General features: G+C 72.9%; 14 protein-coding genes. 10 read left to right on the top strand and 4 right to left on the bottom strand.

What is annotated here, in order from left to right; all coding sequences use genetic code 11:
- Positions 1-21: 21 nt before the first annotated feature.
- From AB4Y83_RS11645 to AB4Y83_RS11635, 3 genes are all read left to right on the top strand, one after another.
- Entirely contained in the window at positions 22-243 is a 222-nt protein-coding gene (locus AB4Y83_RS11645; protein ID WP_020143727.1) for a heavy-metal-associated domain-containing protein, read from the top strand.
- The gene (locus tag AB4Y83_RS11640) at positions 240-2,708 is read left to right on the top strand and encodes a heavy metal translocating P-type ATPase (protein WP_442296971.1); all 2,469 of its coding nucleotides are present in this window, start codon (positions 240-242) and stop codon (positions 2,706-2,708) included. The genes AB4Y83_RS11645 and AB4Y83_RS11640 overlap by 4 nt, the downstream gene beginning before the upstream one ends.
- A gap of 105 nt (positions 2,709-2,813) precedes the next feature.
- Entirely contained in the window at positions 2,814-3,152 is a 339-nt protein-coding gene (locus AB4Y83_RS11635; RefSeq protein WP_442296970.1) for a VOC family protein, read from the top strand.
- Between the two features lie 139 nt (positions 3,153-3,291).
- On the opposite strand, the gene AB4Y83_RS11630 is transcribed toward AB4Y83_RS11635, so the two are convergent.
- The 3 genes from AB4Y83_RS11630 to AB4Y83_RS11620 form a co-directional block, all read right to left on the bottom strand.
- Positions 3,292-3,930: a hypothetical protein gene (locus AB4Y83_RS11630; protein WP_442296969.1), complete on the bottom strand. Its 639-nt coding sequence runs from the start codon at positions 3,928-3,930 to the stop codon at positions 3,292-3,294.
- 168 nt (positions 3,931-4,098) lie between these two features.
- A complete protein-coding gene (locus AB4Y83_RS11625) occupies positions 4,099-4,734 on the bottom strand; it encodes a VOC family protein (protein ID WP_020143723.1) in 636 nt (211 codons plus the stop codon).
- Positions 4,735-4,873: 139 nt separating this feature from the next.
- Entirely contained in the window at positions 4,874-5,731 is an 858-nt protein-coding gene (locus AB4Y83_RS11620) for a TrmH family RNA methyltransferase (protein WP_442296968.1), read from the bottom strand.
- 168 nt (positions 5,732-5,899) lie between these two features.
- Here AB4Y83_RS11620 and AB4Y83_RS11615 point away from each other — a divergent pair, with 168 nt between their 5' ends.
- From AB4Y83_RS11615 to AB4Y83_RS11585, 7 genes are all read left to right on the top strand, one after another.
- Positions 5,900-6,328 carry a VOC family protein gene (locus tag AB4Y83_RS11615; RefSeq protein ID WP_442296967.1) on the top strand — a complete coding sequence of 143 codons (429 nt, stop codon included), beginning with the start codon at positions 5,900-5,902 and terminating at the stop codon, positions 6,326-6,328.
- Positions 6,329-6,405: 77 nt separating this feature from the next.
- Positions 6,406-6,966 carry a cysteine hydrolase family protein gene (locus tag AB4Y83_RS11610; RefSeq protein WP_442274261.1) on the top strand — a complete coding sequence of 187 codons (561 nt, stop codon included), beginning with the start codon at positions 6,406-6,408 and terminating at the stop codon, positions 6,964-6,966.
- A 52-nt stretch (positions 6,967-7,018) separates the two neighbouring features.
- On the top strand, positions 7,019-7,528 hold the full coding sequence (locus AB4Y83_RS11605; protein WP_442274260.1) for a DedA family protein: 510 nt from the start codon (positions 7,019-7,021) through the stop codon (positions 7,526-7,528).
- A 56-nt stretch (positions 7,529-7,584) separates the two neighbouring features.
- Complete coding sequence (locus AB4Y83_RS11600) at positions 7,585-8,367, top strand: response regulator transcription factor (protein ID WP_442274259.1); 783 nt, start codon at positions 7,585-7,587, stop codon at positions 8,365-8,367.
- Positions 8,364-9,752, top strand: coding sequence for a sensor histidine kinase (locus AB4Y83_RS11595; RefSeq protein ID WP_442296966.1), 1,389 nt, complete (start codon positions 8,364-8,366; stop codon positions 9,750-9,752). Before AB4Y83_RS11600 ends, AB4Y83_RS11595 begins: the two co-directional genes overlap by 4 nt.
- Positions 9,753-9,935: 183 nt before the next feature.
- Positions 9,936-10,628: an NADPH-dependent F420 reductase gene (locus AB4Y83_RS11590; protein ID WP_442296965.1), complete on the top strand. Its 693-nt coding sequence runs from the start codon at positions 9,936-9,938 to the stop codon at positions 10,626-10,628.
- Positions 10,629-10,802: 174 nt separating this feature from the next.
- A complete protein-coding gene (locus AB4Y83_RS11585; RefSeq protein ID WP_442274256.1) occupies positions 10,803-11,861 on the top strand; it encodes a TerC family protein in 1,059 nt (352 codons plus the stop codon).
- Between the two features lie 146 nt (positions 11,862-12,007).
- Here AB4Y83_RS11585 and AB4Y83_RS11580 read toward each other — a convergent pair whose 3' ends face one another.
- The gene (locus tag AB4Y83_RS11580; RefSeq protein ID WP_442296964.1) at positions 12,008-12,628 is read right to left on the bottom strand and encodes a hypothetical protein; all 621 of its coding nucleotides are present in this window, start codon (positions 12,626-12,628) and stop codon (positions 12,008-12,010) included.
- Positions 12,629-12,709: the final 81 nt, after the last annotated feature.

The following is a 12,709-nucleotide window of genomic DNA, read 5'->3' as shown; positions in this document are numbered from 1 at the left end:
CACCGCCCGAGGAGGCACCCGATGAGCACCACCACCCAGACCGAGATCACCGTGACCGGCATGACGTGCGGTCACTGCACCGCCGCCGTGAGCGGCGAGCTGTCGGCGCTGCCCGGCGTCGTCGCGGTCGCGGTCGACCTGCACCCCGGCGAGGACTCCCCCGTCACCATCACGAGCGAGGCCCCCCTCGACCCGTCCGCCGTCGCGGACGCCGTCGCGGAGGCCGGTTACAGCCTCCGATGACCGAGGGCCAGGCGCCGGTGACCACGGCCGACCGGACCCCCGACGAGGTCCGCCTCGCCATCACCGGCATGACCTGCGCCTCCTGCTCGGCCCGCATCGAGCGCAAGCTGTCCAAGGTCGCCGGCGTCGAGTCCGCGACCGTCAACCTCGCCACCGAGAAGGCACTCGTCTCGTTCACCGCTCCCGTCACGGTCGAGCAGATCGTCGCCGAGGTGAAGAAGACCGGCTACGGCGCCGCCGTCATCGACGGCGCGCGCCCTGCGCCGCCGGCCCCCACCGCCCCGAGCACGTATGCCGTGTCGCCCGAGAGTGCCCCGGCCGGCTCCGCGGGTGGCGAGGTCGCGAGGCCTGCCGCCGGTGCGCTGCTCGAGAAGCTGCGGGCCCAGGAGCTGGCCCGCCAGAAGGTCCGCGACACCGCCGCGACCACGAAGGTCGACGCCCGTCCCGCGACGACTCCAACGCCCCCCACTGCGCGCGGGGGCCACGCAGGTCACGACGGTCACGACGGTCAGGCCGGTCACGGCGGCTCCGGCGAGAACCACCTCGACCACACGCCCGCGCAGGACGTCCTCAAGCCCCGGCTCGTCGTCGCGATCGCACTGACGATCCCCGTCCTGCTGCTCGCCATGGTGCTCCCGACCTTCGGGGCGAGCCCTTGGCTCGAGCTGCTCCTCGCGACGCCCGTCGTCTTCTGGTGCGCCTGGCCGTTCCACCGCGCCGCCGCGGTCAACGCCCGACACCTCGCCTCGACGATGGACACCCTCGTGTCGCTCGGCGTGCTCGCGGCGTGGGGCTACTCCGTCGTCGAGCTGCTCCAGGGCGGCATGCACCTCTACTTCGAGGTGGCCTCGGTCGTCACGACGTTCCTGCTCGTCGGCCGCTTCCTCGAGGCGCGCGCCAAGGACTCCGGCAAGGACGCCCTCCGCTCGCTGCTCGACCTCGGCGCCAAGGACGTCTCCGTCCTGCGCATCGACCCGCAGTCGCGGATCACGAGCGAGCTGCGCATCCCCGTCGACCAGCTCGTCGTCGGCGACCAGTTCGTCGTCCGGCCCGGTGAGAAGGTCGCGACCGACGGCACCGTGCGCGACGGGTCGAGCGCCGTCGACGCGAGCCTCGTCACGGGCGAGTCGACCCCCGTCGACGTCTCCCCCGGCGACGACGTCACCGGCGGCTCGATCAACACGACCGGACGCATCGTCGTCGAGGCGCGCAAGGTCGGCGCCGACACGATGCTCGCCGGCATCCAGCGTCTCGTCGAGACCGCCCAGACCGGCAAGGCCGACGTTCAGCGCCTCGCCGACCGCGTCTCCGCGATCTTCGTGCCCGTCGTCCTCGTCATCGCGGTCGTGACGTTCGTCGCCTGGCTCCTGACGGGCCACGACCTCGGCACGTCGCTCGCCGTCGCCGTGACGGTGCTCATCATCGCCTGCCCCTGCGCCCTCGGTCTGGCCACGCCGACCGCCCTGCTCGTCGGCACCGGTCGCGGCGCCCAGCTCGGCACCCTCATCAAGGGCCCACAGGTGCTCGAGGACACGCGCCGCGTCGACACCGTCGTGCTCGACAAGACCGGCACCGTGACGACCGGCGAGCTGCGCCTGCGGAGCATCGCCGTACGCGGCAAGCTGTCCAAGAAGGCGGCGCTCACCGCGGCCGCCGCCGTCGAGCAGGGCAGCGAGCACCCCATCGCGCAGGCCGTCGTCGACGGCGCCCGACTGGCCAAGCTCGACCTGCCGCGCATCCGCGACTTCCAGTCGAACCCCGGCGAGGGAGCCACCGCGCGGATCAAGGACACCGAGGTCACCGTCGGCAAGGCCGTCCTCTTCGAGAGCGTCGACCCCGAGCTCGTCGCGCACGCCCGCAGCCACGCCGGCACGACGGTCTACGTCGGCTGGGACAGCGTCGCCCAGGCGGCTCTCACCGTCGAGGACACGGTGCGCGACTCGTCCAAGGCCGCCATCGCCCGGCTCCGGGCGCTCGGCCTCACGCCCTACCTGCTGACCGGCGACAGCGCCTCCAACGCGCGCAGCGTCGCCGAGCAGGTCGGCATCGATGCCTCCAACGTGCGCGCCGACGTGCTGCCGGCGCAGAAGCACGCCGTCGTCACCGAGCTGCAGAAGTCAGGACGGGTCGTCGCCATGGTCGGCGACGGCGTGAACGACGCCGCAGCCCTCGCCCAGGCCGACCTCGGTCTCGCGATGGGCTCGGGCACCGACGTCGCGATGGACTCGGCCGACATCGTCCTCGTGCGCACCGACCTCGACGCCGTCGGCGACTCGATCGGGCTCTCCCGCGAGACCCTGCGCATCATCAAGCAGAACCTCGCCTGGGCCTTCGGCTACAACACCGCCGCGATCCCGCTCGCCGCGTTCGGCCTGCTCAACCCGATGATCGCCGGCGCCACGATGGCCCTCTCGTCCGTGCTCGTCGTCAGCAACTCCCTGCGCCTCAAGCGCTGGCACCGCTGACCGCCGCTGGTCCCCGCGCCCCGGTTTGAGGTGTCCCGACGGCGAGTCGGGCGGCGCGGATACCTCAAAGGGGTGGTGGCGACCGGGGGCGGCTAGGTTCGGTGCATGGTGGCCTTCGTGAAGTCGGTGACGTTCGACTGCGCCGAGCCGTTGCGGCTCGCGAGCTTCTGGGCCGCGGCCCTCGGCTCGAACGTCGACGAGGACAGCACGGACGAGCGGGCCTGGGTCGAGCCGGCCGGCTGGGGTGGGCCGACCCTGTGGTTCCAACCCGTCCCGGAGGGCAAGACGGCGAAGAACCGGCAGCACTTCGACCTGCGCACCATGGACACGGTCGAGGCCGAGGTCGAGCGCCTCGTCGCCCTCGGCGCGACGGTGACCGGCAGCGACGGCGACGTCGTGGTCATGGCCGACCCTGAAGGCAACGAGTTCTGCGTCGAGTGCTGAGTGACCGCAGCCCGGAGTGACGCTCCGACCACCTCTGGCCTCATGCTTCGGTCGCCCTCGTGCTGACGGCGAACGGGCTTCACACCTCTGTAAGAGATGTCCCTTCACAGGACAGCATGGAAACCGGAGTCCGAGTACCTCAACCGGGTGGTGTGGTTTCCTCACCTGCCGACGGGAGGGCAGCGACCGCCGGGCTGCCCGACGTCAGCTGCGCTGCACCGGAGCCGGTCAGGTAGGCGTGGACGTTGGCGGCCACCTCCCGGAGTGGCCGCGGCGGCAGGTAGGCCGACGCCCCGGCGTCGAGCAGCCGGCTCACGGGCCCCGGTGCGCTGACGCCGAGCTCGTCGTCCTCGATCTCGGTCACGATGATCCGGGCCTGCGGGAACATCCCGCGCAGCGACCCGAGCAGCTGCGGGCTCACCGGGTGGGTCAGCACGACGTCGGCGCTCGTCGGGGCCCTGAGCAGGTCGAGCACGATGTAGCCGTCGCCCAGCTCGTCGGAGAGTCGCTGGCGAGCGGCCTTCGACAGCTTCGTCGCCGTGGCCACGACCAGGACGCCCTCGGGCACGCGCTCCGGACCACGACCCTCGTCGTCCTCGCGACCGGCCCGCTCCGGCTCCGGTCCGCCCACGACGGTGCCCACCAGCACGCTCGGGCGGTGCACGAGCACGCCGATCTCGCGTCCGTCGCGGCGGAGCGACACCTCGTGCCCGGCGACCATCGCCTCCACCGCCGCGCGGACCTCGCGGGGCAGCGGCTCCAGGTCGAGGGAAGGCACGGCCCCTCGATGGTCGCGTCCCGGYACCGGCAGCTCCAGCGGCATTCAGGCACCGTAACCGAACCGCGCGCGACCGCCCGACCCGCGACACGGCATACGCCCTCGGGACGACGAAACGGCGGCCACCCCTCAGGGTGACCGCCGTTCGCGTGCGAGTTGGTGACTCGGTCAGATGGTGACCTTGCCGGCCGGGGTGTCGAAGGTGACCGACAGCAGACCCGGCGTGCCGTGCGGGGCGACGAAGGTGAAGTCGATGCCGCCCTTGTCGAAGGTGTCCTCCGGGCCGAGCCACTCGCGCACGCGCTTGGGGTCCCCGGCGATCTGGAGGTTGTCGATGGAGACCGACGTGTCGGCGCCCGCGGAGGGGTGCACCGTCATGTCGTCCCACTCGATGAAGTAGGGGACCTGGGGGTCGGCCATGAGGCCCTTGATGCCGAGCTGGCGCCACTTGAGCTCGGTGCCGTCGGGGCGGTGCCGGTTGCCCGGGACCGACTCGCGGCCCAGGCGCTGCTCGACCACGGCGATGTCGTCGACGGCGACGACCCAGCCGAGCCAGCCACCGCCGGCCTCGGAGGCGGCACGGACGGCCTGCCCGAAGGGCGCCTTGTCGGAGGCCGGGTGGTCCAGCACCTCGACGACCTCGAGGTAGTGGTCCTTGGCCAGGGGGAAGATCACGTTGCGCGTGCCGAACCGGGGATGCACCCCTCCGTCGACCGGCGCGACGCCGATGAGCTCGGACAGTCGGGCGGCTGTGGCCTTGAGGCCACCGGCCTCCGCTGCATAGGAGACGTGGTCAACTCGCATACAGAACATCGTGACACACGCCAAGGGGTGCTCTTGACCACCCCTCCCTGTCTCTTGCGGGGCTCGTCACACGCGTCACATGAATGAAACCTGGGCGTCATCTCGTATGCCGTCCCGCGGGCTCCCACGGCCCGCGCGGTCAGCGGGCGTCGCGCTGACGAACCGCCTCGTAGAGCACGATCGCGGCAGACGCGGCGACGTTGAGGCTGTTCGCCTTGCCGTGCATGGGAATCCGGACGCGATGGGTCGCGGCGTCGAGCAGGGTGCGGTCGGCGCCGTGCTTCTCGCTGCCGACGGCGATGGCGACGCGGCCGGTGTAGTCGACGTCGGTGTGCAGCAGGTCGGTCTCGGGCGTCGTGACGACGAGACGGATCTCGTTCGCCGCGATCCAGTCGAGCGCCTCGGCCGTCGTCGCGCTCGCGGCCGGCACGGCGAAGACCGTGCCCTTGCTGGCGCGCACGACGTTGGGGTTGCCCCAGTCGGTGACGGGGTCGGCGGCCACGACGGCGTCGACCCCCGCGGCGTCGGCGGTGCGGAGCATGGCGCCGAGGTTGCCGGGCTTCTCCACGCCCTGGCTGAGCAGGGTCAGGTGGTCGGGCCCGTCGACGCGCAGGTCGCCGAGGGAGACGCCGATGCGGTCGACGACGGCCATGAGCCCGTCCGGTCCCTCGCGGTAGCTGACCTTCTCGAAGGCACTGCGGCTGAGGTGCACGACCTCGACCCGGTCGTGACGCAGTCGCCCGAGCAGGTCGGTCTGGTGGCCGATGTCCTGGCTGCCGGCTCGGCCGGCGGGGCTGAAGAGCTCCTCGCACACGTAGACGGTGCCGGGCCGCACGCCGGCCGACAGGGCGAGGCCGATCTCCTCGTAGCCCTCGACGAGCGTCTGGCCCGTCTCCTCGCGCGTGCGACGGCGGCGGAGCGCGAGCAGGCCCTTGAGGCGCGGGTTGGACGCGGACGTGATGGTGAGCTCGCGGGCGGCGTGGGTCGGGTTCGTCATGGCGGGCCCAGCATCCCATCCCCGGCAACACACCGAGAAGGTCGGAACACCCCGTGATCCGATCCCGGTGCGCTGCGACCTTCTCGGTGTGTTGTCCGGTGGGTGCACTCGGGGGTTTGCTCGCGCCGCACTTCTAGGGTGGGTGGCGACCGCGACCGAGGAGGACCCGTGACCGAGCAGCCGGCATACCCGCGTCTCATGCACACCGCCCTCGACACCGAGGACGCCCGCGCCCTCGCCGAGTTCTACCGCGCGCTGCTCGGCCTGCACTACCGGCCCGGCGACGAGCCCCCGGCCGATGGAGCCGAGGACGACGCCGACTGGCTCGTCCTGCTCGACGCCGACGGCGTGCGGCGGCTCGCGGTCCAGCAGGTCGACGGTCCGCTGCCGCGCTCGACGTGGCCGAGCCACGAGGTGCCGATGCAGCTGCACGTCGACTACGCCGTGCCGAGCGTCGCCGAGCTCGAGCGTCATCGGGACCGGGCGCTCTCCCTGGGCGCGCAGGTGCTGCTCGACCGCACCGACGACGACGGCGAGCCGCTCGTCGTGCTCGCCGACCCGGCGGGCCACCCGTTCTGTCTCCTCGTCGCGCCCTGAGAGCCCACGCCGTCGGCGGGCAGGCGTAGCGTCGTCGGAGCGAGGACGCAGACCGAGACCCGGAGGTGCGAGCCACCATGACCACCCTGCAAGGACGCCCCAACACCGCACTGCTCGTCATCGACGTCCAGAACGACGTCGTCTCGGGCGCGCACGACCGCGACGGCGTCATCGCCCGCATCAACGCCCTCGTCGACAAGGCGCGCAACGAGCAGGTCCCCGTCATCTGGGTGCAGCACTCCGACGACAACATGCCGATCGACACCGAGGGCTGGCAGTACGTCCCCGAGCTGGCCCGTGCCGAGTCCGAGCCGCTCGTCCACAAGCGCTACGGCGACTCCTTCGAGGACACCGACCTCGAGTCGGTCCTCGCCGAGCACCAGGTCGGTCGGGTCGTCGTCACCGGCGCCCAGACCGACGCCTGCATCCGCTCGACACTGCACGGCGCTCTCGTCCGTGGCTACGACACGACCCTCGTCGGGGACGCCCACACGACCGAGGACCTTCGACAGTGGGGTGTCCCCGTCGCGCCCGAGCAGGTCATCGCCCACACCAACACCTACTGGTCCTGGTCGGACGCGCCCGGCCGCACGGGCGATGTCGTGCCCGCAGCCGAGGTCGACTTCGGCCCGCGCTGACGGGGCGTGGCCCTCGGCGGGCCGGGCCCGAGCGCCCGCCTAGGCTGAGGCCATGCTCGACACGTTGGCCGCGCTGCCCTTCTGGCAGGCGTTCCTCGCGCTCTTCGCGAGCGCCATGGTGCGGTCCAACGGCACCTACTGGGTCGGGCGCGGCGCCGTGGCCGGCTGGCGTCGCTACCGCGGCACGCACGGCGACCTGACGACCCGCGCCGAGGGTCTGCTGCGACGCTTCGGGCCCTTCGCCGTGACGCTGTCCTACCTCACCGTCGGCATCCAGACGGCGATCCACCTCACCGCGGGCGTGATGCGGATGCCGCTGCGCTGGTACCTGCCGGCCGCCGTCGTCGGGTCGACCCTCTGGGCGGTGCTCTACGCGACGGTCGGGCTCGCCGTGGTCCAAGCCTGGCTCGCCGCCGAGGCCGGGTCGTGGTGGGGCGTGGTGGTCGTCGTGCTCGTCGTGCTCGTCGTGGCCGGGGCCGCCGCGTGGGTCGGGGCCCGCCGCCGTCGCCTGCCCAGTCGAGTGAGCGCCCCGTCCCACCCGAGTGAGCGCCTCGTCCCCTGACACGACCCGAACACGAGCGTGACGTGCGCGCCGCCGGCGCTCACTACGCTGCGATCGTGTCCACCGAGCCCGGCCCCGACCGTCGCGCCGACCCCGACCCCGACCCCGGCCGCGGTCTCGTGCTCGTCGTCGAGGACGAGCCGGCCATCGCCGACGTGCTGCGGATCAACCTCCGGGCCGCCGGCTACGGCGTCGAGGTCGTGGCCGACGGGGCGAGCGCCCTCGACGCGGCGCGCGACCTGCGCCCGAGCGCCATCGTGCTCGACATCGGCCTGCCGGTCCTCGACGGCATCGAGGTGTGTCGCCGCCTCCGGGGGCGCGGCGACTGGACCCCCGTCCTCTTCGTGACGGCCCGCGACGACGAGGTCGACCGCATCGTCGGCCTCGAGCTCGGCGCCGACGACTACATCACGAAGCCCTTCTCCCCGCGGGAGCTCGTGGCACGGCTCGGGGGCGTGCTGCGACGCACCCGCGGGGACTCCCAGGCGCCCGCGGTGCTCAGCGCCGGCGACCTCAGCATCGACCTGACGAGCCACGAGGTGCGGGTCGCCGGGCGCGAGATCGCCCTGACCGCAACGGAGTTCGACCTCCTGACGCACCTCATGCGTCGTCCGGGGGTCGTCTTCACGCGCGAGCAGCTGCTCAGCGACGTCTGGGGGTATGCCGCCACCGCCGGCGGGCGCACCGTCGACGTCCACGTCGCCCAGGTGCGCGCCAAGCTCGGTGGCGCCAGCCCGATCCGCACCGTCCGCTCCGTCGGGTATGCCGCCGCGCGGGCTCCGCACGAGGGCGCCGCCCCTGCCGCGGACGAGGCACGAGAGCACGGGCCGCGACCGTGACGGGCTCGCGGGGGACGCTGTCGCGACGGATCGTCCTGCTCGCCGTGGGGATCGCCGTCCTGACGGCTCTCCTGGCCGGCCTGCTCGCCGTCGGGCTGACCCGCACGTCCGCCGACGACTCGGCCCGGCGCACGCTCTCGCGCATCGCCGACGCTGCCGCCGAGCGCGCCGACTCGGGCGTCGTCGCGCGGGCGGCCCAGAACAAGGCGGTCCGCACGCTGGGCGCCCTGGGTATCGAGTCCGCGAGCGTCGGACGCGGGGGTGCCGTGACCTCGACGAGCGCCCTCGCCCGGGACGCCCTGACCCCGGCCCGGCAGAACGCCCTGCTCGCCGGCCGCACCCTCTCGACCCGCGACGACCTCGGCGGCACGCTCGTCCTCGTCGAGGGCCGGCCGACCGACGCCGGGGGCATCATCCTCGTCCAGCGCAGGTCCGACGCGACGGCCGACTCCGACCGGCTCGTGCGCCGCGTCCTGCTCGCGCTCGCCATCGGCGCGGTCGTCGCCGTCGTCGTCAGCGTCGCCGTCGCGAGGCGCCTGTCCCGGCCGCTGCGACGGACGGCCGACGCGGCACACGCCCTCGCGGCCGGTCAGCGCGACGTCCGGGTGCCGGTCGAGGGTCCCGACGAGGTCGCCGAGGTGGCGAGCGCCCTCAACTCCCTGTCGAGCTCGCTGTCCCGGTCCGAGGGCCGCCAGCGCGACTTCCTCCTCTCGGTGTCGCACGACCTGCGCACGCCCCTCACCGGCATCAGCGGCTACGCCGAGTCGCTCGCGAGCGGCGTCGTCCCTCCCGAGGACACCGCCCGGGTCGGCGGCGTCGTCCTCACCGAGGCGAAGCGTCTCGAGCGGCTCGTCGGCGACCTGCTCGACCTCGCGCGGCTCGGCGCCGACAGCCCGAGCGTCCACCCCGAACGCACCGACCTCGTCGCCCTCGGCCACGAGGTCGAGTCGGTCTGGTCCCGGAGGTGCGCCGCCGTGGGCGTGCCCTTCGCCTTCGTCCCGGCCGTGGGAGACGTGTGGACGGTCACCGACCCGGCTCGGGTGCGCCAGCTCGTCGACGGCCTGCTCGAGAACGCTCTGCGGGTCACGCCCTCCGGCCGCCCGATCGTCGTCGAGGTGCGCCGCGAGCCCGGCTCCCCCACGGACGTGGCCGTCGTCGAGGTGCGCGACGGCGGTCCGGGACTGACCGACGACGACCTCGCCGTCGCCTTCGAGCCGTCGGTGCTGCACGAGCGCTACCGCGGCATCCGCCCTGTCGGCACCGGCCTCGGCCTGGCCATCGTCGGGCGGCTCGCCCAGCTGCTCGGCGGGACCGTCGAGGCCGGGCACGCCGCCGAGGGAGGCGCGCGCTTCACCCTGCGCCTCTCCCACGCCACGACGCACTGACGGTGCTGGCCCACCGCCAGGAGCGGACGGCATACGCCCTCGGTGCCGCGGCGCGGGACGCCCGTCGCATGGACCGGCGGATCGTCCTGCGTCCGGGGGGGTGATGACCCCACCGGACGCCGCACCATCGGCGGGACCACCTGGCCCTCGGAATGGGCCGGGCACTCCGGCGGTTGACGTGGCATGACCACCTGGGGCTTCATCGGCAGCGGCAACATCGGCGCCACCGTCGCCCGGCTCGCGATCGCGGCCGGACACGACGTCGTGCTGAGCAACAGCAGGGGTCCCGAGACCCTCGCGGACCTCGTGGCCGAGCTCGGTCCGCACGCCCGAGCCGCCACGACGCAGGAGGCGGCAGCGGCCGGTGACCTCGTCGTCGTGACGATCCCGCTCAAGGCGTACCGCGACGTGCCGGTCGACGAGCTCGCCGGCACGGTCGTCATCGACACCATGAACTACTACCCCCAGCGCGACGGCCAGATCGAGGCTCTCGACGACGGCTCCACGACGAGCTCCGAGCTGCTCCAGGCGCACCTGCCGCAGTCACACGTCGTCAAGGGCTTCAACAACATCTACTTCCAGCACCTGCGCGACCTCGCCCAGCCGCTGCTGCACGCCGGCGCGGACGGCCGCACCGCCCTCGCCATCGCCGGCGACGACGCCGCCGCGAAGGACGCCGTGCGCCGAGCCTTCGACGCCATCGGCTACGACACCCTCGACCTCGGCCCGCTCGCCGAGGGCTGGCGCACCCAGCCCGGCCAACCGGCCTACGGGCTGCAGTACGCCAGGGACGAGGCCGACTGGACCGCCGGGGCTCGCCCGGTCAGCTCCGACGAGCTCGCCGGCCGCGCGGTGCGAGCCACCCGCGAGGCCTGACACCGCAACCCTCGACAGGCCGTTTGGGCGCCGGCCGCGCCGCCCGTAGAATCATCCGCGAGGGGAGTACTTCCTCGCGCGTTCCGGTCAGTACGGTGGTCCGACGACCACCCCGGTCCGTGGCCGACGGCAGTCGGTGAAGGAGACCTCAGACATCACGTTCTGAGGAGACCCATGCTCACTGCCCTGTCCGCCGCCACCCCGGCGCCGCCCGCTGGATCGACCGAGTCGATCGGCTCGCCGATCCTGTGGATCGCCACGATCGCCGGCATCGTCGCGCTCTTCGTCATCGACTTCCTCATCACCCGCCGCCCCCATGACCCGAGCATGCGCGAGGCGATCGGCTGGTCGGCCTTCTACATCGCGATCCCCGTCGTCTTCGGCGGCTGGCTGTGGTGGCAGTACGGCTCCCAGCAGGGCGTCGAGTACTACACCGGCTACATCGTCGAGAAGTCGCTGTCTGTCGACAACCTCTTCGTCTTCATCATCCTGCTCTCGGCGTTCGCCGTGCCGCGCGAGCTGCGCCAGCGGGTGCTGCTCATCGGCGTCGGCGGCGCCCTCGTGCTCCGCGGCATCTTCATCGCGCTCGGCGCGCAGATGATCGCGAGCTTCGCCTGGACCTTCCTGCTCTTCGGCGCGATCCTGCTCGCCACAGCGGTCAAGGTCGGGCGCGACGCCCTGTCGCACACCGACCACAGCATCGACGTCGACCAGCTGCGCAGCGTCAGGTTGATCCGCCGCTTCTACCCCGTCACCGACACCTACGCGGGCACCAGCCTCACGGTCCGCCAGGGTCGCACGCGGGCCCTCACGCCGCTGGCCCTCGTCGCCGTCGCGATCCTCGGCACCGACATCGTCTTCGCCATCGACTCCGTGCCGGCCGTCTACGGCATCACCGGCGACCCCTACCTCGTCTTCGCGACGAACGCCTTCGCCCTCCTCGGTCTCCGGGCGCTCTACTTCGTCCTCGAGGGCGCCCTGGCCAAGCTCGTGCACCTCGGCCACGGCCTGTCGCTCATCCTCGCCTTCATCGGCGTCAAGCTCGTCCTGCACTGGGGCCACGGCGTGTGGCCGGCCGTCCCGGAGATCCCGACGCTGCTCTCGCTCGGCGTCATCATCGGCATCCTCGCGGTCGTCACCGTGACGAGCCTGGCGGCCAACAAGCGGGCCGACGCCGCCCCGGACCCGGTCGCCGAGCCCGAGGACGAGGCGTCCTCGCTGCCGCACGCCTGACGGGACGTGGGCCGTCCGGCCGGCCACACGGCATACCCGGTCGTATGCCGTGCCGACCGTGAATGAGGGAGGCGTCCCGCTGGGTGCGGGGCGCCTCCCTCGACTGTGCACCCCGTCCGGCCCGTCCCCGGACGGGGTGCCGCGTCTCAGCTCGTCGCGCTCGGGGAGGGAGAGCCGCCGGACTGGGACGTCGTGACCTTGAAGACGACGAGACGGGCCGTCGGGTTCGTCGCACCGACGCCGGCGACGAGCGCCTTGGCGCCGACCGTGACGGCCCCGATGGTCGAGTCGGCGCCCTTGCCGTTGGAGCGGACGCGGACTTTGGTGTCGGCTGCGACGGCGAAGGTCTGCGAGAAGCCGTCCTTGGCCTTGACCGTGATCGAGCCCTTCGAGACGGCGGCGACGTCGCCGCGGATCGCCTGGTGGGTGACCGGACCGGACGTGCCCTCGGTGACCCACGTGCCGTGCAGCGCCCGGAGCATCCGGGCGCGCAGACCCTTGCGGTCGCCCTTCGCGGCGGCGGCCGCCACCTGGGTCGAGTCGTCGAGGGCCGGCGTCTCGACGGCCGCGGACACGAGGTCGATGGTGTCGCCGTCGCCGGCTGCCGAGTCCTGCATCGGCGCGGCACCGATGGCGCTGGCGGCGGTGCCGGTCGCGTCGGTCTTCGAGCAGGCGCCGAGCGCAAGGCTGCCGAGGACGAGGACCGCCGCCCCGAGGGCGGTGGAGGAGCGCATGAGGCCGGTCGTCCGGCGGGTGTCGGTGTTCATGGCCCCTACGTTCGCGCACCCAGGTGAAGCCTCGGTCCGGGTCGTGTTCGGATCGTGTTCGGGCGGCGGCCGCTGGGCCCG

The sequence above is a fragment of the Terrabacter sp. RAF57 genome, from assembly GCF_052113925.1.
In the GTDB taxonomy this organism is placed as follows: Bacteria; Actinomycetota; Actinomycetes; order Actinomycetales; family Dermatophilaceae; genus Terrabacter.
The sequence above is the reverse complement of the archived record's forward strand: the minus strand, read 5'-3'. Positions and strand labels throughout refer to the sequence as shown.